Raw genomic sequence first — 23,726 nt, 5'->3', positions numbered from 1 at the left:
TAGGCAATCTCCAATATCCACGACGTCATGTTGCCAGCTAGCTTCGCGACAGGATGTCATGCCTGGCTCACGGAAGGTATGTCAAATGGCCCATTCCGCTGCCCATCCCGCCCCCCATCCCGCTTCCTCCAGTTCCCCCGGCCTGGTGGCCCGGCTCAACGGCGCACACCACAAGCTGGCCCTGAACGGTTTCCTCGTCGTCGTCCTCGCGCACTGGGCCGAACACCTGGTCCAGGCGTACCAGATCTGGGTGCTCGGCAGCCCCCGGCCGCAGGCCCGGGGCGTGCTCGGCCAGTGGTTCCCCTGGCTGGTCAGCTCCGAGTGGCTGCACTACGGGTACGCCATCGTGATGCTCGTCTTCCTGTTCCTGCTCCGCCCCGGGTTCGCCGGACGGGCCCGGACCTGGTGGACCATCGCACTGGCCATCCAGTTCTGGCACCACATCGAACATCTGCTGCTGCTGATCCAGGCGCAGACCGGCACCATCTTCTTCGGCCAGCCGGTGGTGACCAGCGTGGTGCAGTTGATCGTGCCCCGCGTCGAGCTGCACCTGTTCTACAACTCGGTGGTCTTCATCCCGATGGTGATCGCGATGTACCTGCACCTGCGCCCGAACGAGCGGGATCGGGAGCAGATGAGCTGCAGCTGTGCCGGCCACCGGTCGGAAGTCCGACCGCTCGCCCCCCATGCGGCCTGACCCCCGCCCAGGCGTACCAGCCGCTGCTCTCGGGCTGACCGGCGTCGTCGCGGCGGCCGCCGCAGTGGCCGGCGTCGTCGCCGTGGTCGCCGCGGTGCTGCTGGCCACTCCCGGCAGCGCCCGTGCCGACGACGGCAGGCTGCTCCTGGCGGACCCGCCGGTCGGCGCGGCGCTCAGCGTCGCGCCGACCGGCGTGACGCTGTCCTTCACCGACACCGTGCAGCCGGAACTGTCTCACGTCGAGGTGTTCGACGGCGCCGGCGACGAGGTCACCGACGGCGACTACCGGCAGGTCGCCCCGGACCGGGTGCACCAGCCGGTGCAGATCGGTGCCGACGGTGACTACACCGTTGCGTACCACGTGACGTTTCCCGACGGTTCGGACGTGACTGACGTCTACCGGTTCAGCGTGGGCACCGGCGTGCCGCCGGCCGCGCTGGACGCCGCGACCCGGGAGGCCCGTACCGACGCGGTGTCCGAACACGCCCACCAGATCGACGGATTCAGCGCGACCCTGCTGGTCATCGACGGGCTGGTGCTGTTCGTGGTGATCGCGCTGCTGTGGCTGCGGCCCCGCGACGGCCGGCCGACGTCACTGCGCTACCGCGATCCTGACTGACGAATCAGACAGCGGGACGGGGTACGCCGGCGGTCGACGTGCCGGACCGACTGATCGGCGCCGGCGGTTTCGACCGCCGGCGCCGATCAGTTCGTGGGCCATGGCCACGGCCCACGGCCACGGTCAGGGGATGGGGAAGAACGCGCGGACGAACCGGTCCCAGTTGCGGTCACCGATCGTCGCCCGCATCCGGGTCAGCAGCCGGGCGGGTATCCCGAGTCGGTACCGGACGCGCGGGTTGGGGTGGGTGACCGCGGTCTCGATGACCTTGGCTACATGCTCGGCGCGGACCGCCATCTTGCCGCGCAGCGGCGGGTTGTCGCTGAGCCGGTACGCCTGGTGCCACTGTACGAAGTAGTCCCAGAAGTCCTTGTACAGCGCCGGGTTGCCGTGCGACTGCATGCCGAGGTCGGCGACGCTGTCCGGGACGAAACCGCCGAGGATCGGCGACGGCTCGATCAGCACCACCTTGATGTCGAACCGGGCCACCTCGTGTCGCAGCGAGTCGCCGATCGCCTCCAACGCGTGCTTGGTGGCCTGGTAGTAGCCCCGACCTGGCGTCGCGAACAGTCCGAAGATCGACGACATCAGCACCACCCGGCCACCGCCCTGCTCCCGCATCCCGGGCAGGACCATCTGGGTGAGCCGGCACAGACCGAAGACGTTCGTCTCGAACTGGGCCCGTACCTCGTCCATCGGGGTCTCCCCGATGGTGCCGTTGAGGCTGTACGCGGCGTTGTTGATCAACGTGCCGACCGCGCCGTGTTCGTCGGTGATCCGCTTGACCGCAGCGGCCATCGACTCCTCGTCGGTGACGTCGAGATGCATCACGGTGATGCCCTCGGCGGCCAGATCGGCCAGCGCGTCGACGTTGCGGCCGGTGGCGTAGACCGGCCAGCCGGCTCGGTGCAGGCGCAGCGCGGCCGCCTTGCCCGAGCCGGACGACATGCCGGTGCCCGACGACGCACCGGTCAGCAGGATCGCGCGGGATCGTGTCACGACCGGACTCCTCTCCGACCGGAGGTCACTCGTCGCCCTGTCGGGCGATCCGGCTGCGGTCGGTTGACGTACCCAACCCGGTCGCGTCGACCAGCCGGTTGATGAAGGCGAACAGGCTGGCGCAGAAGACCGCCTCGAGCATCTCGGCGTCGCTCCAGCCGGCGGCGGCGGCCTGTTCCCAGTCGGCGTCGGTGATCTTGTACGCGCCGGTGCTGACCTTCTCGACCAGCTTCATCAGCGGCCGGGTCCGCTCGTCGACCGGCAGCTCCTCGGCGGTCGAGGCGGTCGAGACGGCCTCGACCAGCTCCTCGCTGCCACCGAACTCGCTGAGGAACCAGCTGTGCGTGCCCACGCAGTACGGGCAGCCGTTCAGCTTGGACGTCCAGGCCGAGATCAGCTCTTTGAGATCGCGGGGCAGGGTGTCGCCCTTGAAGATGCCCCCGTAGCCGGCGACGACCACCTCGAGCAGCCGAGGATTGGTCGAGGTGAGCCGGAACATGTCCGGCACGAACGGCAGCCCGGTGACTGCCTTGATCTGCTCGTAGAGTTCGGCGGTGCGGCCTTCGGCGTGCTCCTCGTCAATCAGCGGGACCCGGATTCCCGGCTGCTTTGTCGTCGTTTCCATTGAGTGTTCTCCTCAGTGGGTGAGCGGGTGCCGGGCCTGCCCGTGCGTCAACCCTCCACACCAGACCCGAACCGGGGGCGAGACCTGCCGTGCCAGCCCCGACAGTGGCACACGGCGCAGCGGGCAGCACCTGTGGCAACGGTCGACAGGCATTTTGGTCGCCTCATGATGGCATGTACCGCAGGGGGTCGTGCTCTCCCAGATTGCCTAGTCGGCGCACCATTTTGAAGACCGGCGAAAGGAGGGCGGGATCTCCGATAGCTCTGGCTACGTGGCAGTATCAACCGATAGCCTGTCACCAATCAATTGGAACGGATGAGGTCATGATGCCGGGAAGTCTGATGCGTCCGGTGCTGAGCGGCCTGGGGCTGACTCAGATTCGCTACGTCTCCGCAGTGCGGCGAGGAAGGGCGAGTGGTCTCGTGTCTCAGGTGTACCGACAGATGGAAGGCGACTTCGGGGTGCTCGCGCCGCCGGTGGCCCTGCATGCTGCGGCACCTGAGATGCTCGCCGCGGCGTGGCTGGTGCTGCGCGAGACGTTGATCGTGCCCGGGCTGGCGTCCCGGGCGGCCAAGGAGGCGGTGGCCACCGCCGTCTCGGCCGGCAACGCCTGCCCGTACTGCGCCATGATCCACAACAGCGCGCTCACCGTGCTCGGTCCGGGCCGGCGCGACCAGCCCGCGACGAACGCCCCGGAACTGGACGTCTTCGTCGAATGGGTGATGTCGGTGGACCATCCGGGCAGGCCGGTCGATCCTCAGTTTCCGGCCGAGCAGCTCGCCGACCTGGTCGGTGTGGCGGTGTTGTTGCACTACCTCAACCGGATGGTGAACGTGTTCCTCCGTGACGTACCGCTACCGCCCAAGGTGCCGGAGTTCACGCTGCCGCCGGTGCTGTGGGTGCTCGGTCGTCAGATGGCCGGTGCCGCCCGTCAGGCGCACGTACCCGGGGCCGCCCTCGGCCTGCTGCCCGCCGCCGACCTGCCCGCCGACCTGTCCTGGGCGGCTGACAACGACACCGTCGCCCAGGCGTACGCGCGGGCCTGCGCCGCGATCGACGACGCCGGCGCCCGCGCGCTGCCGGCGAACATCCGCGCCCTGGTGTCGGACAATCTCGCCCGGTGGGGTGGCGGGCCACGTGGGATCAGTCGGGTCTGGGTCGAGGAACTGATCGCGCCGTTGCCCGCCGACCAGCGGCCGGTGGCGCGGCTGGCGCTGCTGGTCGCCTTCGCCTCCTACCAGGTGGATCCCGCCGTCATCGAGCGCTGCCGGCAGGTCGGCGCCGACGACCGTACGCTGGTCGAGCTCTCCTCCTGGGCGGCGATGGCGGCGGCCCGGCGGGTGGGCAATTTGCTCCCGATGCGGGGGTAGGCGACATTCCGTTCGGACAGAAAGGGTATCGCCGAGTAATGCGGGTATCCGCTACGGATGGTGATCGGCGCCCGGCCATTGATAGAGCAAGAAAGTCGAAATTTGGCTGCACTTATTGTTCTCGATTTATGGTAGGGTCTTAAGTCATCCGGACCGGTCAGGGCCTAGATGGTGGAGCGATGTTCGACACTTTCCTGCCTCCCGTGAGCCGCCGCGCAGCCAAGCGGCGTGTTGGCGATTACCCTCGGTGTACCGCTCCCGCCGCACCCCGCCAGGGTGGTGGCGGCGTGGTGGTGCCTCTGAGCTGGGGCAATGGGTTTGTGTCGATGCTCCCGGAATCTGCAGTGGGTGACCAGCGCGCGAGCGCACTGTTCGAGAGGCGACCTCGTCGTCTACAGCCGAATGGAGTTGATCCGCAGTGCCTAACGCCGTCGAACGGGCTATTGCCATCATGTGGGACCGCTACCACGAGCCACTCTCACTCGACGCTATGGCCGATTCTGCCTTTCTGAGTCGTTTTTACTTTTCCAGATTGTTTCGGTCCAAGACGGGCACGTCGCCCGGCCGCTTCCTGACAGCGATCCGGCTGTACAAGGCGAAACACCTGCTGCTGGAGACCGACATGAGCGTCACCGACATCGCCTACGCCGTCGGCTACAACAGTCTGGGCACCTTCATCAGTCGGTTCACCCGCAGCGTCGGCATCTCGCCGGCACGCTACCGGTGGCTCGCCGAGCACGGCATCCCACAGTTGTCCCAGCCCCGGTCGGCCGGCAGCCGGCGAGCTGCCACGATCAGCGGAAAGGTCGTGCTGCCGCCGATCGACGTTCCGGTCAAGGTCTACGTCGGAGTGTTCGACAGCCCGATCGTGCAAGGGCTGCCCGCCGCCTGCGACATCCTCGAGGCGTCCGGCGACTACCTGCTCACCGATGTTCCGGAAGGCGAATGGTACCTGAGGGCAGCCGCGATCGCGCTGGACGACATCACCGCCCGCCCATCGACCCGACGTCCGCTCGCGGTCGGCGCGCACGAGCCGTTGTCGGTGACGGTCGGCACCGATCTCACCGTCGACCTGGAACTGCACGCCACCGGCGTCTTCGACCTGCCCATCCTGATCGCACTGCCCGAACTCGACGGGCACGTGACCGGTTCCCGGAGCCGTCGGTCCCGCGGCCGTGACGAACGGCGCGTCGCCGGGCGGACCCGGGTGGTCGGCGCGATCCGATCGTGACCCGAAGGTCTGCCCTCACCCGGCCGGTGGCGCACGCTGCCGGCCGGGCGACGTCGATACATGTGCTTCCGACTGCGGGGTCGAGGGATCCGCAGCGACGTCTTCCGTCGGTGCTTCTGAAGACGTGATGCCGCAGGCGCATCAGAATGCACCTGCGGCATCAAGCTCAACGAGTACCCCCGACCCGGTGCGGTGACACTGCGTTCGCCGGCGAGGCAACGGCCCCTGGCGGTGGTGTCAGCGGCCAGCGACCTCGGCCAGCGACGTCGGGCGGTGACGTCAGCGGACGGGGACGACGAACGGTCCCCAGGTGAACGCCGCGAGCCACGGTGCCGGGTCCGCGCTCCAGCGCAGCGCGCGGATCCGTTCCTCGGTCAACCGGCCGGACATCGCCTGGTAGACGTCGTGCCAGGAGCCGGCGACGGTGGCCGCGGGCGCACCCTCGCCGATCGGCCACTGGCCGAGGTCGGTCTCCACCCGCAGCGCCGGCAGGCCGCGGTTGCGGGTCGACAGCGATAGTCCTTTCGCCAAGATGCCCATCGCTATCGGCAGCGCCGGGTGCTGCGGTGCCGGCGGATCCACCCCGAGCGCCCGGCGTAGATCCAACTCGTGGGTGAACGCGTCCATTACGAGAATGCCCCGTCGGACGGTGAACGGTTCGCCGAGGAACTGCTCGACCGGCCCGCTCAACCGCGTCCAGTCGTCGAGGAGCTCGCCGATCCCACCGGCCGGCAGCGGTGCGGTCGCGCGGTCCGACGGCAGCAGTGAGAACTGGATGCCGGCCGGCGTCGGTCCGCCGCCGGTGCCTTCCGTCGCCGTCTCACCCGCGGCGATCCGCTCATACACCCGGGCACAGACCTGGACCAGGTGGCTGGCCAGGTCCGCGATGCTCCAGTCCGGGCAGCCGGGTACGGCCGCAGCCAGGTCCGGCGGACCCGCGGTGAGCAGCTCGGTCACGTTCCGGCGGACCTGCCGGTACCCGGCCGCAGCCGGTCCGGTCGGAATCGGCCCGGCGGGATCCGGCCCGGCGCCCGAGACACCCGACTCGGCGCGGACGGAGTCGCTTTCGGACATGCTTGCCTCCCTGGTACGGCCGTGTCGCCACGGCGGATCACTGTCGGTCGGGCAATGGCCGTCCGGCCGGGTCGGTCGACGCCCGTCCGGCCTGCCCGGCGGAGAGCCGCCCGGTCCGGTGCAGCCAGCGCACCGTGTCGGCGACCGTTCGGCTGAACGGACGGGCGGGCGGCCCGACCAACGGCTCCTCCTGCGGCGGGTGCGCCGCGCAGGCGCAGACGTAGCAGGCGCCGTACTCAGCCGGGATGTGCCACGGCCAGACCCGCTGCACCAGGTCGGTGAGCCGGGCGAACGGCAACATCGCCCGGGCCGGCAGGAACACCGTCGGCAGCCGTCGCCCGGTCACCGCGCGGACGGTGGCCACGTAGTCGCGGGTGCTGACGTACCGTCCCGGCCCGAAGTGCCGGTCCAGGCCGTCGCTCGGCGCGGTGAGCAGCGCCGCGTGCAGGGCGGCGGTGTCGCGGACGTCGCCGGCCGGGAAACCGCCGGTTGGCCAGACCGGCATCATGCCGCGCAGCACGTACCGCAGCCGGGCGGTCTGGTCGCCGACCTTCGGGTCGTCCGGACCGAGCAGCGCCGGCGGGTAACTGATCACCACCGGCGCGCCCTGCTCCTGGTGTCGGCGGGCGACCCGTTCCGCCGCCGCCTTGCTGGCCAGGTAGGGCTCGCTGGCGGTGCCGACCGGCGAGCGCGGGCCGAGCAGCGAACTCGGGCCGTGCGCAGCGCTCGGATCGAGCGGCGAGCCGGCCGCCGGCAGCAACGCGCCCACCGTGGACACGTACACCGTACGGGCCACCCCATGGTTACGCGCCGCCGCCAGCACCAGCTCGGTTCCGCGTACGTTGGTCCGCCGGGTCGCGGCGTGCCGCCGGCTGTCGAACGAGTAGACCGATGCGGCGTGCACCACCGCGTCCGTGTCCCGGACCGCCCGGTCGACTGCGACCGCGTCGGTGACGTCGCCGAGCACCACGTCGACCGCTGTCTCGGGCACTCCCAACGGCGCCATGGCCCGGGACACCCCGGCGGGGTCGCGGGCCAGCACCCGGACCCGATGGCCGGCGGCGAGGGTGGCCGCGACCGTGTGCGCGCCGACGAATCCGGTGCCGCCGGTGACCAGGACCAACATCGGTCTCCTCCATTTCTGGAATCCACCCATGCGCCATGGTCGGATATCGTCCGCCGACCGGGCCGATAACGGCGCCTGAGCAAAACAAATCTCCCGTACCGGCGTGGAGTGCCCGTACAGGTTGTCGCTCGATGTGTCGTACGACAATTTCGTTGGTGTCGGTCCGGTCTGATCGTGCCCCGGCGAGCGACGGTGGTCTTCTCTCATAGTGCCGTTGTTGACGCTACTTAGCTGCAGGTCACAGGGCAATCGGGAAGTGGCGTCCGCACTGTCGCACCGGCACGATCAATGATGATGCTTGTCTGATCTGGATGAATGGGAGCGATAGGTGACCGGAATCATCCGAGGGCTCCGGCAACGGGTCCTGACCCCTGACATTTCGCAGACCCGGGTATCCGTTCGTGGCTTCCACGACAAAGGGCCGGAAGCAGTTGAGGTTCTGGAATCCGTCGGTGCCTCGTTCCTCGCCGGGCTCTCCTCAGCCGCCGGTGCTCGGCGGGTCACCGACGTCGACACCGACCTCGCTCCGCTGCCGACCCGCTTCCAGGGGTTCGCCTACGAGGGCGCGGCGATGGGCTTCGCCCTGGTCGACGCGATCACCCCGGGGAAACCCCGGCGCAGCGCCGAGTTCCTCGCCGGGACCGGCGACCGGCACGTCTACATGGCGTACGTCGGCATCGGCTGGGCGATGGCCCGACTGCCCCGGTTCCTCTGGGGCCGGGCCAGCGCCGCCGCGACCGACCCGTTGCTGCGCTGGCTGGTGCTCGACGGGTACGGCTTCCACCAGGCGTACTTCCACACCGCCGAGTACGTCGTCAACCGGCGGACGGTGCGCGGCTTCCCCTGGCCGTCGGAAGGCCCGACGTGGTACGCCGACCGCGTCGTGGACCAGGGCATCGGCCGGGCCATCTGGTTCGTCGCCGGCTCCGACCCGACGCGCGCCGCGGACCTGATCGACGCGTTCCCCGTCGCCCGGCACCAGGACCTGTACAGCGGCGCCGGCCTGGCCGCGACGTACGCCGGCGGCGCCACCGAGGAGGAGCTTGCCCTGTTCCTGCGCCGCTCCGGCGACCATGCCCCGTTCGTCGCCCAGGCCAGCGCGTTCGCAGCCCAGGCCCGGGTCCGCGCCGGGCTGCTGATGCCGCACACCGAGCTGGCCACCGAGGTGTTCTGCCGCACCGGTGCGGTCGAAGCGGCCCGGATCACCGACGAGGAGATCCCGCCCGTCACGGCGGAGTCCGACCTGCCGGCGTACGAGATCTGGCGGTGTGCGATTGCCGCACGGTTCCGCGCCGACGTCGGGGCGCAGCCGTGACGGCGCTCGCCGACCAGCCCAGCCGGCTGCGTCCCCCCGGGCCGTCACCCTGGTCGGCACCGGCCCTGCTGGCCCGGATGGCCCGTAACCGGTTGGATGTGATGCGGTCGGTGTCGGCCCGCTACGGCGACGCCGTCCGGCTGCCGCTGGGGCCGAAGACCCTGTACTTCTTCAACCACCCCGACCACGCCAAGCACGTGCTCGCTGAGAACCCGGGCAACTACCACAAGGGGATCGGGCTGGTCCACGCCCGCCGTACCCTCGGTGACGGCCTGCTGACCAGCGAGGGTGAGCTGTGGCGCAAGCAGCGCAAGACGATCCAGCCGGTGTTCCAGGCCCGGCGCATCGCCCGGCAGGCCGGCGCGATCGCCGAGGAGGCGGTCGGGCTGGCCGACCGGCTGCACACCATGGTCGGCCGCGACGAACCGGTCGACATCCGTCACGAGATGACCGACCTGACCCTCGGGGTGCTGGGCCGGACCCTGCTCGACACCGACCTGGGTGAGTTCGGCGGCATCGGCGACGCGTTCGAAGCCGTCCAGGACCAGGCCATCTTCGAGATGATGTCGCTGGGCGCGGTGCCGACCTGGGTGCCGTTGCCCCGGCAGCGGCGGTTCCGCCGGGCCCGCGCCGAGCTGCAGGACGTCGTCGACCAGCTGGTTGCCCGGCGGCGGGCGGCCGGCGGCATCGCCGAACGCGACGATGTGGTGTCCCGGCTGATCGGATCGACCAACGAGGAAGCCGATCCGCAGGTCGCCCGGCAGCGGATGCGCGACGAGCTGGTGACCCTGCTGCTGGCCGGTCACGAGACCACCGCCAGCACCTTGACCTGGGCGTTCCATCTGCTCGACCGGCATCACGACGTCTGGGAGCGGGTGCACGCCGAAGCGGTCGAGGTGCTCGGCGACCGGACACCGGTCTACGAGGACCTGCACCGGCTGCGGTACACCGCGATGGTCGTCGACGAGGTGATGCGGCTCTACCCGCCGGTCTGGCTGCTGCCCCGGATCGCCCAGGGCGACGACGTGGTCGGTGGCTACCATGTGCCGGCCGGCGCTGACCTGGTGCTCTGCCCGTACACCCTGCACCGGCATCCGGAGTTCTGGGTGCATCCGGACCGGTTCGACCCGGACCGGTTCGACCCCGACCGCAGCACCGACCGGCCCCGGTACGCGTACATCCCGTTCGGCGCCGGCCCGCGCTTCTGCGTCGGCAACAACCTGGGGCTGATGGAGGCGGTGTTCGTTATCGCCTGCGTGGCGCGTCGGCTGCGGATGTCGGTGCAGCCCGGCTACCGCCTGGTTCCGGAACCGATGCTGACCCTGCGGGTCCGGGGCGGCCTGCCGATGCGGGTCCACGAGGCCTGACCGGCCCACCCACCTGACACAGCCGGCGCTCGCATCTGCGAGCGCCGGCTGCGTCGTGTCCGGCCCGCGACGGTCCACCGGGCGTCCGAGGCGAACTGCGACGAGTCCGAGGCGACTGCGACTCCACCACGAAGGACCGGGCGGTCCCGCGCACAGCGGGACCGCCCGGTCGGGTGGCGGGTCGGGTCAGCCTCGGCCGGCGACCTCGACGAACCGGCCACCGTGGAACAGCAACGCGTCGTGGCCGTCACCGCGGCCGGTGCCCAGCACCGAGCCGAGGAAGATGGAGTGGTCGCCGCCGTCGTAGACGGCGGCCAGCTTGCACTCCACCCAGGCCAGGCTGCCGGAGATGATCGGTGCGCCGGTGTGCCGCCCCGCCCAGTGGTCGACCGTCTCGAACTCCCGCTCGTCGCGCGGCCGCGACGAGCTGGCGAAGTAGCGGGCCAGCCCTTCCTGGTCGGCACCCAGGATCGACACCGCGAAGGTGCCCTGGGCCAGGACCGTCGCGTGCAGCACCGCGGTGCGCTTGACGCACACCAGCACCAACGCCGGCTCCAGCGATACCGAGGAGAACGCGTTCGCGGTCATCCCGTGCGGCAGGTCGGTCCCGGACGTCACCAGGGTGACGCCGGTGGCGAACATCCCCATCACGGTGCGCAGCTCGGCGTGGTCACCCTTGCCCGTACCGTTGGATCCGGCCGCCCCGACCGTACCGTTGGATCCGGCGGATCCGGCCGTTGCGACGCCCGGCACGGTCTGCTTGTCGGTAGCCACGGTCAGCCCTCCCTGACGTCTTCGAGCACCCGGCGCTGCCCGTTGCCGTTACCGTTGCCGCCGGTGACGGCGTAGTGCGACAGCGCGATCCGCAGCGGATCCGGCACCCGGGCCGGGCGGGTGTCGGTGTTCGGCCCGCGCATGCACGCGATCCGCTGCCGGCCGCGGGCGACCAGCTCCTCGAAGCCGTCGCGCAGCCGGACGTAGTCGAACGCGAAGCCGATCTGGGTCTGGGTCAGGTCCTCCAACCGCATCCGGATCGACAGCTCGTCGAAGGCGCTGATCTCGGCGAAGAACTCACACTCGCACTTGAGGGTGAACAGCTTGAGATCGTCCCGGATGTCGGCCAGCACCTCCGGCGCGCGGTCCCGCAGGAACATCTCCCGGCACCGGCCCTGCCAGCGCAGATAGTTGACGTAGTAGACGTTGCCCACCAGGTTGGTCTCCTCGAAACCCACCAGGTGCCGGTACTCGTAGTAGGACTCCATGACTCACCTGCCTCCGTCGGCGGACATCGCGAAGACCACCGGGTCGTCGACGCCCTGCAGCGCGGTGGTGAAGGTGGCGATCCGGGTGGTTCCGGATCGCAACGCCACCCAGCCGGCCGGTGCGTTCGGCTCGGCGGCCAGGTCGACCCGCGCGTGGCCGTTCTTGCGCAGACACTCGACGGCGCCCCACACCCGGGTCGCCGACACCGACAACTCCTCGCCGTGTTCCCGGGCGACCAGCCTGGCCAGCGCCAGGTTCTCCGCGCCGAGCAGATCGGCCCACTCCTCGTCGGAGCGGCCGGCGGCCACCTCGACGTCGCAGCCGACCGCCGCCGGTCCGGTGACCGCCACGGTCACCCCGGCGCCGTGCGACGCCGAGATCTGCGGCCCGCCGGTGACCTCCGGTTTGCCGTCCGGCCGGTAGCGCACCTGCGCGTCGCCGCCCAACGCCCAGCTGACCGCCTTGCGGGTCTGCTCCCGCCGGTCGGCCACCTCGGTAGCTTGCGGGTCGTCCGGGCGGACCACCACCCGCAGGTCGGTCGGCAGGAACGCGCCGACCCGTCGCTCCAAGTAGGGCCCGACCAGCGCCGGGAGCCACGGACCGGAACCGTCCAGCTTGCGTACGGCGTGCAGCCGCAGCCCCACCCACCGTTCGACGAGGTTGCCGTCCGGGTCACAGACGTCCACGTCGTACAGGTATGTGTCGCCCTCCCGGGACCGTTCCAGCGCGTGGATGGTGACGCTGTCCAGGGTGGCGGCGACCTTCGCGTCGGCCAGGTGCAGCCGTTCGATCGCCCCCGGCAGCAGCGTGGCGTCCGGGACGCAGCACTGCAGGGCGTGCATCACCGTGTCCCGGGTGCCGGGGTCGCCGAGCACCAGCTCGCCCGGCCGGAACCGGGCGAACCATGGCGCCACCGACCGGTTCGACACCCGCGCCACGCAGCTGGTGGCGGCCAGATCCAGATAGCCCTGCAGCCGCTGGAACCGCGACCCCTGGAACAGCACCGGCCCGTACAGCTCACTGGCCGGGTCGATGGGCAGCAGCTCGGTGGCCGCGGTCGCCGGCCGTACCTCGGGCCGGGCCGGCAGGTCGTAGCGCAGCCTGGCCCGGAAATGATCGGCCGCGAACCCGGTGTCGCTGCTGCGGACCACTGCGTCGACGGCACCGTCCGGCGCGGCGAGCACCGCGATCCGGATGGTGTTGCTGCCGTCCGGCGGGACCACGATCGGCCGGAGCAGTTCGACGTTCTCCAGCACCGGCGTCTCGATCCGCCCGGTCAGCGCCCGCGCCGCCTGGGCCATCGCCTCCATGCCGAGCACCGCCGGCAGCAGCAGGTCCCCGTCGAGCAGGTGGTCCGGCAGGTAGAGGTCGTCGTCGGCGGTCAGGTCGGCGTCGACGATGAGCTCGACGCCCGGGTAGTGAACCTGGGGCCGGTCGACGAAGCGCAGCAGCGGCAGCTCCCGCCGCTCCATGGTGACCGTCGGCAGCCCGTCGGAGCGGCTCATCACCACCATCGCCTGCGGCGCGGACGGGCTGGCCAGCACCTCCTTGAGGATCGCGATGCCGTCCTCGACCGGGATCGGGGAGATGCCGTCGCGGGTCAGCGACTCCAGCACCCCGAGCCGTTCACCCATCCCGGCACCCGACCACACCGACCATTCCAGGGCGAGGCAGCGGATGTGCGGGTGGTCCTTGCCGACCTTGCGGGTCAGGTCGGTCATCCAGTCGTTGGCGGTGGCGTAGTGCGCCTCGCCGCGCAGCCCGGCCCGGCCGATGATGCTGCCGAAGGTGATCAGCAGCCGCAGCGCCTGCGGGTCGGTCGCGGCGAGCACCGCGTCCAGGCCGTCGATCTTCGGAGCCAGGGTACGGCGGAAAGCGGCCTCGTCGAGCGCGGCCACCGGTGTCGGCTCGTTGCGTCCGGCTCCGTGCAGCACCCCGGTGACCTGGCCGAGCGCCTGCTCGACGGCGTTCACCGCCGCCTTCACCTGGTCCACTGCGGTGATGTCGGCCCGGGCGTAGTGGAACCGGACACCGGCGGCCCGCAACCGGTCAAGGTTGGCGGCCAGTTCGGCGTCGTCGGCCGGGTCGGAGCGGCCGAGCAGGCCGACGGCGGTGCCGGTGTCCCGGCCCAGCGCCAAGGCGCACTCGGCGGTGATGCCCTTGCCGCCGCCGGTGACCAGCAGCACGTCGTCCGGGCCGATCCCGGCACCGCCGTTGGGTGGCAGCTGGATCGGCCGCAGCACCGGTTCATACCGCTCACCGGCGGCGTCGTAGTGCACCTCGCTGAACCCGGTCGTCGCACCGACGTCGGCGACGAGCCGGCGCACCAACTCGTCGCGCCCCTCGGCGCGGTCCGCCGGATCGTCGTCGACCGTCGGGTACTCCGGCAACGGCAGCAGCACCACCGTGGTGTCGATATCCGGATGCTCCTGGTGCAGCGTCTTGGCCAGACCGGCGGCGGACCGCCGGTCACCGACCGCGACGAACCGGACCGGCCCGCCGGCGGACAGCGCCGCGCGGGCGGCCCGCAGCAGCACCGGGACATGCTCCGGCTGGCCGTCGCGGGGCAGACAGAGCAGCACTCCGTCGCCCACCCCGGCCGTGCCCAGCGCTGCCGCCAGTGGCTCGGCGAGCGGGTTGTGACCGGCGGTGAAGACCTGCCAGTCGCCGTCGACACCCGACCCGGCGAACGGGGCGACCCCGGTGGGCACCAGGTCCACGGCGAACGCCCGGACCCAGGGAGCCACACCGGCGACGACCGGCTCCGCGTCGTCGCCGGCCGGTGCGGCACCGGCGGCGTCGTCGAGGATCTGCGCGATCTCGGCGACCGTAGCGGTGGCGTAGCTGGAGGTCAGCGTCGGCGCCGGTACGTCGAGTTCGCGGGCCGCCTGGTTGACGATCTGCCCGACGGTGATCGAGCTCAGATGCAGCTCGTCGAGGGGCCGGCTGTCCGGGCGTACCGCATCCAGCGGCAGCTCGGCCCGTTCGGCGGCGAGCCGACGGAGCACCTCGAGACTGTCAGCACCGGAGCGCCCCGCCGCCTGGTCCCGGGAGCTGTTCGCGGATCCCGCGGCGTGATCGGCCGGCTGGGCTCCGGCCTGCCGGGCGACGGCGAAGTCGCCGGCCGGGGCCGACTCGGCCGGGCTGGCGAGGAAGCGCAGCGGCCGACCGGGTTCCAGCGGTCGGGTGAACCGGCCCTGAAACAACGCATCGTGGTCGATCACCGCGCCCAGCGCGTACGCGGCCCCGACGGCGTTGAGCAGCCCGGACAGCGACAAGCTGTCGGTCTCCAGCGAGATCGTCGGCACGTCCGGGGCGATCTCGCCGGCCAGGCCGCGCAGGATCCGACCCGGACCGATCTCCAGCAGCAGGTCACTGGTCTCGGCGAGCCGGCTCACCGCCTGGGTGAACCGCACCGGGTCGAGCACCTGCCGGCGCAGCAGGTCGACGACGTCGGTGTCGGCCGGCAGCGGCTCACCGGTGACGGTGGAGACCATCGACCTGGCCAGCGGGGTGAACGACTGACCGGCCAGGTGTTCACCGAACGCCACCGCGGCCGGGGCGACCGCCTCGGAGTGGAAGGCGTGCGACACGGCGATCCGGGTCCAGAACAGGCCCTGCCGTTCGGCTCGGGCACCGACCTGCTCGACTGCGGCGACTGGGCCGGAGACCACGGTCTGCTGCGGGCTGTTGTAGCCGGCGATCACCACCGCCGTACCGGCGAGCAGCGGCTGCACCACCTCGGGCGCGGCGGAGATGCTGGCCATGGTGCCGTCACCGGCGCTGGCGTCGGCCATGATCCGGCCTCGGGCGGCGGCCGTGGCCAGTAGCGTCGGCTCATCCATCGCCCCGGCCCAGTGCAGCGCGGTCAGTTCACCGAGGCTGTGCCCGGCGGCACCGGTGGCCTCGATGCCCACCATGGACAGCACCCGCAGACCGGCGACAGATCCGGTGACGATCCGTGGCTGGGCGACCGCCGTGGCCACCAGGTCGGCACCGGCCGGTGGCTGGTACGTCCGGTACAGCGTGTCGACGTCGGCGAACCGGCGACGCAGTGCGCCACCGTCGGCCCGCCGCCCGGCACCCTGCCCGGGGAACAGGTACCCGATGCGCGGGTTGCCGCCAGCGGCGCCGAGGAACACGCCGTCGGCGGCGTCGATGACCGTACGCTCACCGGCGGCGACCGCCTCCGCCAGCCGGCTGAGCCGGCCGGCGGCCTGTTCCGGGGAGCCGGCGACCACTGCGGCCCGGACCGGCTGGCCGGCCAACTGCCCGGCCAGCGCGGCGGCCAGGTCGCCGAGTTCGGCGTAGGACAGCCGGGCCACCCACGGGGCCAGCCCGGCGAGTCGTTCGCCGAGCTCCTGCGGGGTCCGGGCGTCGAACAGCAGCAGCTCGGTGTCCTGCCGGGACCGCACCAGCGCCGTGGTCGCGGTCCCGACCCGGGTCCGCCGGCTGGTCTCGGCGGTCTCCACCACCACGTGGGCGTTGATCCCACCGAAGCCCATCGACGAGACCGCGGCCCGGATCGGCTTGTCCGCCGGCCACAGCTCGGCGGCGGCCGGCACCCGCAGCGCGGGCTGCTCGACGTCCAGCTCCGGGTGGGTCTCGACGTGCCCGGTGGCCGGCGGGATCACCTGTTGGCGGACCGCCAGGATCGCCTTGAGCAGGCCGGCCACCCCGGCGGCGGCCTTGGTGTGGCCGAAGTTGCCCTTGACCGTACTGATCGCGGCCGGCTCGCCGTCCGGGGCCGCCTCTCGGCGGGCCTCGGTGAACGCGCGCAGCTCGGTGGCGTCACCGACGGCCGTCCCGGTGCCGTGTCCCTCCAGGTAGGCGACCGAGTCGATGCCGAAGCCGGCCCGCTGGTACGCCCGACGGATCGCCAGCCGGTGGCCGCTGGCCTCCGGCCGGGTGATGCCGCCCTTGCCGTCGGAGGAGTAGCCCCAGCCGGCGATGACCGCGTGCCGACGCAGACCCCGGGCGACGGCGTCCTCGTCGCGCATCAGCACCAGCATGCCGCAGCCCTCACCGGGCCAGAAGCCGTTGGAGTTGCGGTCGTACACCCGCATCTCGGCGGTGGCCAGCGCGCCGGTCTTAGCGAAGCCGATCACCTCGAACGGGTCGATGCTCAGGTCCACCCCGCCGGCGACCGCCGCGTCCAGCTCGCCGTTGCTCAGCGCGTTGCAGGCGGTGGCGATCGACAGCAGCGACGACGAGCAGGCACCGTCGACGGTGTACCCGCCGCCCTTGAAGTCGAAGTGGTTGCAAATCCGCCCGGCGATGGTGTTGGCCAGCCCACCGGCGAGGGTGTCCTCGTCGATCGGCGGGAACGGCGCCTTGTAGCGCGGCTCCAGATCGTCCAGGAAGGCGGTCACCGCGGTGTCGTCCCAGCCCTGCTCGCGCAGGGCCGCGCCGACCGTGCGCCGGACGTACGGCCAGCGCAGCCGCAGCAGGTTCGCCCGGCTGAACTCACCGGTCAGGGTATTGCCGATGACCACGCCGGTGCTGGCCGCCGGCAGCCCTTCACCGTCGGCGAAGCCGGCGTCGGCCAGGGCCCGGGCGACGGTGTCCAGGGCCAGCCAGTGGGTCATGTCGGTGGACCGGAAGGTGCTGCCGGCGATCCGGTACTTGACCCGGTCGAATTCGAACCCCTCCAGCACCGCCGCCTTGGCCGAGTAGAACCGGTCCGGCGCGGCCGGGTCGGGGGAGTAGTAGTCCTCGTGGTTCATCCGCTCGTCCGGCAGCCGGCGGAAGGCCCGGCGGCCGGTGAGCACGTTCTCCCACAGTTGGTTGGGGGAGTCGGCGTCGGGATACCGGCAGGCGATCCCGACCACCGCGATACGGTCACTCATCAGATACCTTTCCTCACGCCGTCGCGCCGGCCACCGGCGCGGGGGCGGGTGCCACCGCCGCCTGCTGCTGGGCGCGCTTACGCAGGTGAACCATCCACCAGTAGATGCCGCGGGCGCCGCAGACCACGACGACGGCGAAGAACAGCGTGTAGACGACGTTGAACAGCATCAGTACGCCGTAGACCATGGCCACCGACGACCCGAACATGAACTGGTGGATCGGCTTGACCGGGGTGGTCCCCGGGTCGGTGATCATGTAGTTGGTGAACAGCACGAACGCCACCCCGGCCATCACGCCGAGCGCCGAGAACAGTGCCACGTCCCAGATCCAGTGCCGCAGCAGCGCCTGGATGGCGAAGCCGCCCAGCCAGCCGACGATCAACGCCACCTTGCGGGTCAGCATGGCGTTGATCACCGTACCGGCGGTGACGATGATGATCGGGATCATGATCCGGAAGAAGGTGTTGGCACCCTCGGTGAACTGGTACGGCGGGGCGATCGAGATCCACGAGCCGAAGCAGACCAGGGCCACGGTGATGCCCAGGTTGGACGGGTTCATGTAGTGCCGCATCCGGCCGTACACCGGGGCCTGGAAGACGTACTTGCCGGTGACCCCGACGATCACCGCGAACGCGATCGGCAGGAACATGTCGTTGGCGTACAGCAGCATGTTGCAGGCCAGCGCGGTGATGTGGGCGGGCAGCAGGAACTCGTACATGCCGCGTCCGCCGCGCCCGGTGTACCGGGGTGCCCGCTGCTGCATCCGGGCGCTGAAGGTCTCGAAGACCAGCTCGGTGGCGTAGCCCACCAGCACCGCCAGGATCGGCCACAGCCACGGCTGCTCGAAGCCCAGGACGGTGTACCCGAGGATGTTGAACACGGTCATCGAGATGGCGAAGTTGCGCAGCGCCAGGTAGCGGCGGTCCGGCTCCTTCGCCGCCGGCGCGGGTGGGCCGGCGGGGGCCGTCGTCGTGCCGACGGTCTGTTGGCGTTCGGCGGTCGTGGTCATCGGTTCGGAACCTCCTGGACACGGTCGGTCAGCACGAGGGTGTGCGTGCCGGCCGACAGCTGCTGAGTGGTGCTGTGCAGATCGCCGTCGAGGTCACGCCAGCGCAGGTCGACGGTGACCGGGCCGGTGGCGTCGCCGAGTCCGAGGTGGACATCGAAGCTGCGTTTGCCGCCGTGGCCACTGCCGCCGTCGAGCTGGGAGACCTGCCGGCGTCCGTCTGCGGTGGTGACCGTGACGGTGGCGCCGTAGGCCGGCGTACCGGGCAGGTCGGCGTCGGTGCCGTCCAGCGTCGGCCGGTACAGCCGCAGGTTGAGGTAGTCGCCGAGGTCCGGTGCCTCGTTGGTGTAGAACGCCGGGGCGGCCCACTGCCGGGCTACGGCCAGGTCGAGCGCGCCGGTCGCCCGGGTGTCGGCGGTGGCGATGCCGCGGGTCGGGATCGGCACGTCCAGGCCGAGCTGCTCGGTGATGTTGGTGAACTCGCCGCTGTCGGTCCGGGCGAAGAAGGCGAGCGGCTGGTCACCGGCGATGTCGTCGCCGGGCTGCATGTTCGGCCACATCGCCGGGTTGGAGAGCAGGTTGTCGTTGGACATCGCCATCTCCTGCAGCCACGGCCACCGGTCGATGTCGCCCTTGACGAAGCCGAGCGTCTGCACGACCTCCAGGTCACCGTCGTTGCGGAAGTCGGCGAACTTCACGTCCCAGCCCCAGCCGCTCCAGGCCAGGCCGAGCGGCCGGGCCTGCTGGATGAACGGCGCAGTACCGGCGGAGAGACTCTGCAGGGCCTCCTCCTCGGAGCCGGCCTGGTTCACCCAGACGAAGTTGCTCTCCTCCAACCCCCAGGCGGTGGTGATGTTGGAGACCACCATGTCGAAGCTGCCGTTCGCGTCCAGGTCGCCGAAGTCGACGCCCATCCCCTTGAACGAGTCCTTGCCCAGCTGGAACGACTTCGGCGTACCGTGGCTGCGCTCGCCGTACACCGCCTCGAACTTGATCTGACCGGGCCGGGAGACGTTGTGCAGCAGGGCGTCGAAGGTGAAGTCGTTCGCGACGTACATGTCCGGCAGGCCGCGACCGGTCAGGTCAGCGGAGCTCAGCGCCAGGGTCCAGCCGGTGCTCTTGGCGAACGGGACCGCACCGCGCTCCGGCACGAAGGTCACCGACGGCGTCTCGCCGGCGGTCGCCGCGTGCCAGCGCAGCACCTGCAGCCCGCCGCCGTTGGTCGCGGTGGAGAGCGAGTCGTTCATCTCGACGTTGTCCTGGCCGTCCGGGGCGAGCACATCGGACTCGGGGAAGTAGTTGCCAATCACCACGTCCGGCTTGCCGTCACCGTCGAAGTCGTTGACCGTGGCCGCGTTGGTGTGCCACTTCGGCCCGTGGTAGCGGCCGTCCGGCGAGTCCTGCGGCAGGATCTCCTGCCGGTGGTACGCGTCGTTGGCGGGCAGCTCGGTTCCGGCCTTGCGCAGGAACAGGATCGGCACCCGGCCCCAGTAGGTCACCATGATGTCCATCCGGCCGTCCAGGTTGTAGTCACCCGGCACGCAGCCCATCGGCGCCATCGTGTGGTCGATCGGCAGCGGCGCCGGGTCGAGCAGGAACGGCTCGAACCGGTCGGCGGCCGGTGCGGTCGGCGCGTAGGTGACCACCACCTCGTTGGTCCGCACGTCGACGAAGCACAAGCTGTTGGCCACCCCGTGGCCGGTCAGGTCGTTGACGGCGATGCTCGCGCCCACCGAGGAGATCCAGGACCGGATCTTGTGGTACGACTCGTTGACCTCACGGATGTTCCGTTTAGGTAGTTGGTCGTAACCTTCCGGATAGTCGATCTCAAGCTCGGTGAACCGGTACTTTTGGGCAACCTCGTCAGCGCCGGCCACCGACACGCGAGCATCGATGATGAAGAACATCACGACGAGAAGTAAGATCGCCGTTATCCCGGGGCTGATCGAGCGCAGGCGTTGACCCAGCACGGTCTGGTCTCCTTACTGCGGGAACCATCGGCTGTTGTCCAGGCCGACGGAGTTGACAGGGCGGACATCGTTGCCGCAACGCCGATCCGATGAATTTCCGGGAATGGCGTGCGGTGAACGGGAGCTCTCGCAGCTCCCGGCTCGCCGGGGGATCCTCCTGAAGCCGAGGGTGGGTGGAGATGGGGAGGCCGCGCGGCACGGTCGGCCACCGGGATCATCGTCCGACGGCCGTACGGTGCAGCGCTTCTTTCACATTGCCTCCGGTGATTCGCTGCATTCTGGGATCTGTCACAATCCGTCGCCGATCCGATCGGCTGGAAAGACGGCAATATTGCGAAACCCTCGGCGACAGGAGCTGGCTAGCCTGAGTGAGGTGTCGCATGACGCGTCATCCGGACACCGTGCACCGTCGTATTTCGGTCGGCTGTCCGGCTCACCGCGCAGAGAAGGAGCCGTCGTGTCTGTCGAGGGATTCTGGAAGGTTGCCGTGGCCACCCCGCTTGGTACCCGGCACACCGTGCTCGAACTGTTCACCAAGGACGGTGTGCTGCAGGGGATCTCCCGTGGGGAGAAGGAGGAACTGGTACTGCAGGACCTGCAGGTGGCCGACGACCGGCTGTCCTGGTTCCAGTCGATCACCAAGCCGATCCGGATGAATCTGGTGTTCGACGTCGTGGTCGACGGTGACGAGATGTCCGGCACCGCGAAGGGCGGCCCGATGCCGCCGGCGAAGGTCAGCGGCCGGCGCGAGCCGGCGACCCAGGCGGCCTGACCTCGGCCGCTGCGGCGATCCCGGGTGCCCGGCCTGTCCACCACGGCCGGGTTTCCGGGTGCCCCGGGACGTCCACCACGGCACGGAGATCGGATTGCCGACCGGGTCGCGCAACCGCCCCTCGGTCGGTCGTCGATGATCCGTATGACCGATTGACCTATGCGCATTTATCATAAAAAGTCATGGATATTCCGACCGGGGAGAGATCCATGACCGACGTGCCGCCCGCGACCACCCACCACCGGTATCTGATCGTCGGCGCCGGCCCGGCCGGGCTACAGCTCAGCTACTACCTGCAGCAGGCCGGCAGCGACTACCTCACACTGGAGCGATCCGATGGTCCCGGGGAGTTCTTCCGGCGGTTCCCTAGACACCGCGGCCTGATCTCGCTGAACAAGGTGCACACCGTCAGCGCCGACCCGGAGATCCGACTCCGCTGGGACTGGAACTCGCTGCTGCACGAGCCGTTCGAACTGCCCTTCTCCGACTACAGCCGGGAGTACTACCCGAGCGCCGACGACCTGGTCCGCTACCTGGCCGACTTCGCCCGGCACCACCGGCTGGCGATCCGGTACGGCGTCGGCGTCGAGCGGGTCGAGAAGACCGAGGACGGCTTCGTGGTGTCCGCCGGTGACCAGACCTACAGCTGCGAGTGCCTGGTCGTGGCCACCGGCTGGGGCCGGCCGAACATCCCCGACGTAACCGGTATCGAACACGCGGTCGGCTACGAGGCGATGAGCACCGACCCGGCGGACTACGCCGGCCACCGGGTGCTGATCCTCGGCAAGGGCAACTCGGCGTTCGAAACGGCCTCGGCGATCCTCGGCCACGCATCCATGGTGCACCTGGCCAGCCCTCGGCCGATGCGGCTGGCCTGGAACACCAAACACCCCGGGGACGTACGCGGCCATCACGGCGCGGTGCTGGACAGCTACCAGTTCAAGACGCTGCACTCGGTACTGGACTGCGTGGTCGACGAGATCCGCCCGGTCGGCGACCGCTACGAGGTGCACCTCACCTACACCCACGCCGACGGCGAGACCGCGGTGATGGAGTACGAGTCGGTGCTGCGCTGCACCGGCTTCGCCATGGACACCTCGATCTTCGGTGCCAGCGCCAGTCCGAAGCTGGTCCCCAGCGGCCGGATGCCGGCCACCGACCCGGACTGGCAGTCGGTCGACGTCGACGGCCTCTACTTCGCCGGCACCGTGGCCCAGGACCGCGACTTCAAGAAGGCGTCCTCGGCATTCATCGACGGGTTCCGGTACAACCTGCGGACCCTGACCGCGCTGCTGCGCGAGCGGTACGAGGCTGCGCCGCTGGGCTTCGACAAGGTCTCCGCCGACCCGGACTCGTTGACCCGGGCGGTGCTGGACCGGGTCAACTGGAGCTCGGCGCTGTGGACCCAGTTCGAGTTCCTGGTCGACGCCCTGGTCGTCGACCAGGCAACCGGTCACGTCCGGCACTACCACGACCTGCCGGAGGACTACGCGGTACGCCGATTCGGCAGCGAGAGCCACTACTACACGTTCGGGCTGCGCTGGGGGCGGGACGACTACCCGGACGTCTTCTCGATCGAACGTCACCCGCAGCCCGACCGGGCGTCCGAGAGCGCCTTCATCCACCCGGTGGTGCGCCGCTACCGGGGCGGCGAACTCGTCGAGGAGCTGCACCTGCTGGAGGACCTGCTGGCCGAGTGGCGTCGACCGGACCGGCACATCCAGCCGCTGACCCGGTTCTTCACCGCCGACCTGCACCGCTGACCCTCCGGGAAACCTGGTACCACTGCCGCCTACCGGCGGACCAGGACCTCAGACAGCGGCTTGCGGGTCAGCTGCGGCACGGTCACCCCGGCCGCCGGGTAGCCGACCGGCATCACCACGCAGGCCCGTTCCTCAGCGGGGCGTTCGCAGATCTCGTTGAGGAACTTCATCGGGCTGGGCGTGTGGGTGAGGGTGGCCAGCCCGGCCAGGTGCAGCGCGGTGATCAGCACCCCGGTGGCGATGCCGACCGACTCCTTGACGTAGTACGGTTTGGGCGAGTTGGGCCCCCGGTGCACCTCGAACACCACGATGACCACCGGGGCGGTCTCCAGGAACGGCTTCTGCCAGTCGGTGCCCATCGGCGCCACCGCCCGCAGCCACTCGGCGGACGCCCGCCGGGTGTAGAACTCCAACTCCTCCGCCTCGGCGGCCTGCCGCAGCCGGCGCTTGCGCTGCGGGTCGGTGAGCACGACAAACCGCCACGGCTGCAGGTTCGCGCCGCTGGGCGAGCAGGCCGCCGCCCGTACCGCGTCCTCGATGACCTCCAACGGCACCGGGTCGGGCGCGAAGTGCCGCACCGAGCGGCGGCTGGCCATCTGGTCGGCGAACCGGCGGGCGGTGACACCCATCGCGGCCGGGTCGAGCCGGTCGAGATGGAACGGGACCGTCGCGACGTTCTG

18 protein-coding genes are annotated in these 23,726 nt (G+C 70.4%); 8 read left to right on the top strand and 10 right to left on the bottom strand.

What is annotated here, in order from left to right; all coding sequences use genetic code 11:
• The first annotated feature begins 85 nt into the window (after positions 1–85).
• Positions 86–697, top strand: a complete 612-nt coding sequence (locus O7553_RS22290) for a hypothetical protein (protein ID WP_281551622.1) — start codon at positions 86–88, stop codon at positions 695–697.
• Positions 687–1,316 carry a copper resistance CopC family protein gene (locus O7553_RS22285; protein WP_281551621.1) on the top strand — a complete coding sequence of 210 codons (630 nt, stop codon included), beginning with the start codon at positions 687–689 and terminating at the stop codon, positions 1,314–1,316. The genes O7553_RS22290 and O7553_RS22285 overlap by 11 nt, the downstream gene beginning before the upstream one ends.
• A gap of 123 nt (positions 1,317–1,439) precedes the next feature.
• Here the strand turns inward: O7553_RS22285 and O7553_RS22280 are convergent, their stop codons facing one another.
• Positions 1,440–2,315 (bottom strand): SDR family NAD(P)-dependent oxidoreductase, encoded by an 876-nt coding sequence (locus O7553_RS22280; RefSeq protein WP_281551620.1) that lies wholly within the window; start codon positions 2,313–2,315, stop codon positions 1,440–1,442.
• 25 nt (positions 2,316–2,340) lie between these two features.
• Complete coding sequence (locus O7553_RS22275) at positions 2,341–2,940, bottom strand: carboxymuconolactone decarboxylase family protein (RefSeq protein ID WP_281551619.1); 600 nt, start codon at positions 2,938–2,940, stop codon at positions 2,341–2,343.
• A gap of 443 nt (positions 2,941–3,383) precedes the next feature.
• Here O7553_RS22275 and O7553_RS22270 point away from each other — a divergent pair, with 443 nt between their 5' ends.
• Positions 3,384–4,310, top strand: coding sequence for a carboxymuconolactone decarboxylase family protein (locus tag O7553_RS22270; protein WP_281551618.1), 927 nt, complete (start codon positions 3,384–3,386; stop codon positions 4,308–4,310).
• Positions 4,311–4,761: 451 nt separating this feature from the next.
• Positions 4,762–5,541 (top strand): helix-turn-helix transcriptional regulator, encoded by a 780-nt coding sequence (locus O7553_RS22265; protein WP_281555704.1) that lies wholly within the window; start codon positions 4,762–4,764, stop codon positions 5,539–5,541.
• 279 nt (positions 5,542–5,820) lie between these two features.
• Here the strand turns inward: O7553_RS22265 and O7553_RS22260 are convergent, their stop codons facing one another.
• Together O7553_RS22260 and O7553_RS22255 are read right to left on the bottom strand one after the other, a co-directional pair.
• The gene (locus O7553_RS22260) at positions 5,821–6,615 is read right to left on the bottom strand and encodes a maleylpyruvate isomerase family mycothiol-dependent enzyme (protein WP_281551617.1); all 795 of its coding nucleotides are present in this window, start codon (positions 6,613–6,615) and stop codon (positions 5,821–5,823) included.
• A gap of 37 nt (positions 6,616–6,652) precedes the next feature.
• Positions 6,653–7,741 carry an NAD-dependent epimerase/dehydratase family protein gene (locus tag O7553_RS22255; RefSeq protein ID WP_281551616.1) on the bottom strand — a complete coding sequence of 363 codons (1,089 nt, stop codon included), beginning with the start codon at positions 7,739–7,741 and terminating at the stop codon, positions 6,653–6,655.
• Between the two features lie 328 nt (positions 7,742–8,069).
• Between O7553_RS22255 and O7553_RS22250 the strand changes: the two genes are divergently transcribed.
• Entirely contained in the window at positions 8,070–9,056 is a 987-nt protein-coding gene (locus O7553_RS22250) for a DUF1702 family protein (protein WP_281551615.1), read from the top strand.
• Positions 9,053–10,423, top strand: a complete 1,371-nt coding sequence (locus O7553_RS22245) for a cytochrome P450 (protein WP_281551614.1) — start codon at positions 9,053–9,055, stop codon at positions 10,421–10,423. Before O7553_RS22250 ends, O7553_RS22245 begins: the two co-directional genes overlap by 4 nt.
• Before the next feature lie 186 nt (positions 10,424–10,609).
• Here the strand turns inward: O7553_RS22245 and O7553_RS22240 are convergent, their stop codons facing one another.
• Genes O7553_RS22240 through O7553_RS22220 form a run of 5 tightly spaced genes read right to left on the bottom strand, consistent with a single transcriptional unit; the run spans position 10,610 to position 20,511 of the window.
• Positions 10,610–11,197 (bottom strand): flavin reductase family protein, encoded by a 588-nt coding sequence (locus tag O7553_RS22240; RefSeq protein WP_281551613.1) that lies wholly within the window; start codon positions 11,195–11,197, stop codon positions 10,610–10,612.
• A gap of 2 nt (positions 11,198–11,199) precedes the next feature.
• On the bottom strand, positions 11,200–11,685 hold the full coding sequence (locus tag O7553_RS22235) for an acyl-CoA thioesterase (RefSeq protein ID WP_281551612.1): 486 nt from the start codon (positions 11,683–11,685) through the stop codon (positions 11,200–11,202).
• A gap of 3 nt (positions 11,686–11,688) precedes the next feature.
• Positions 11,689–17,535: a type I polyketide synthase gene (locus O7553_RS22230; protein WP_281551611.1), complete on the bottom strand. Its 5,847-nt coding sequence runs from the start codon at positions 17,533–17,535 to the stop codon at positions 11,689–11,691.
• A gap of 13 nt (positions 17,536–17,548) precedes the next feature.
• On the bottom strand, positions 17,549–18,544 hold the full coding sequence (locus O7553_RS22225) for an enediyne biosynthesis protein (protein WP_281551610.1): 996 nt from the start codon (positions 18,542–18,544) through the stop codon (positions 17,549–17,551).
• Positions 18,541–20,511: a CRTAC1 family protein gene (locus O7553_RS22220; protein WP_281551609.1), complete on the bottom strand. Its 1,971-nt coding sequence runs from the start codon at positions 20,509–20,511 to the stop codon at positions 18,541–18,543. Before O7553_RS22220 ends, O7553_RS22225 begins: the two co-directional genes overlap by 4 nt.
• 457 nt (positions 20,512–20,968) lie before the next feature.
• Between O7553_RS22220 and O7553_RS22215 the strand changes: the two genes are divergently transcribed.
• Both O7553_RS22215 and O7553_RS22210 read left to right on the top strand, forming a co-directional pair.
• Entirely contained in the window at positions 20,969–21,283 is a 315-nt protein-coding gene (locus O7553_RS22215; protein ID WP_281551608.1) for a hypothetical protein, read from the top strand.
• Positions 21,284–21,492: 209 nt separating this feature from the next.
• On the top strand, positions 21,493–23,046 hold the full coding sequence (locus O7553_RS22210) for an NAD(P)-binding domain-containing protein (protein WP_281551607.1): 1,554 nt from the start codon (positions 21,493–21,495) through the stop codon (positions 23,044–23,046).
• A 29-nt stretch (positions 23,047–23,075) separates the two neighbouring features.
• Here O7553_RS22210 and O7553_RS22205 read toward each other — a convergent pair whose 3' ends face one another.
• Positions 23,076–23,675 carry a nitroreductase family protein gene (locus O7553_RS22205; protein WP_281555703.1) on the bottom strand — a complete coding sequence of 200 codons (600 nt, stop codon included), beginning with the start codon at positions 23,673–23,675 and terminating at the stop codon, positions 23,076–23,078.
• Between the last annotated feature and the right edge of the window lie 51 nt (positions 23,676–23,726).

It is taken from the genome of Solwaraspora sp. WMMA2059 (assembly GCF_027497315.1).
GTDB lineage: Bacteria > Actinomycetota > Actinomycetes > Mycobacteriales > Micromonosporaceae > Micromonospora_E.
The sequence above is the reverse complement of the archived record's forward strand: the minus strand, read 5'-3'. Positions and strand labels throughout refer to the sequence as shown.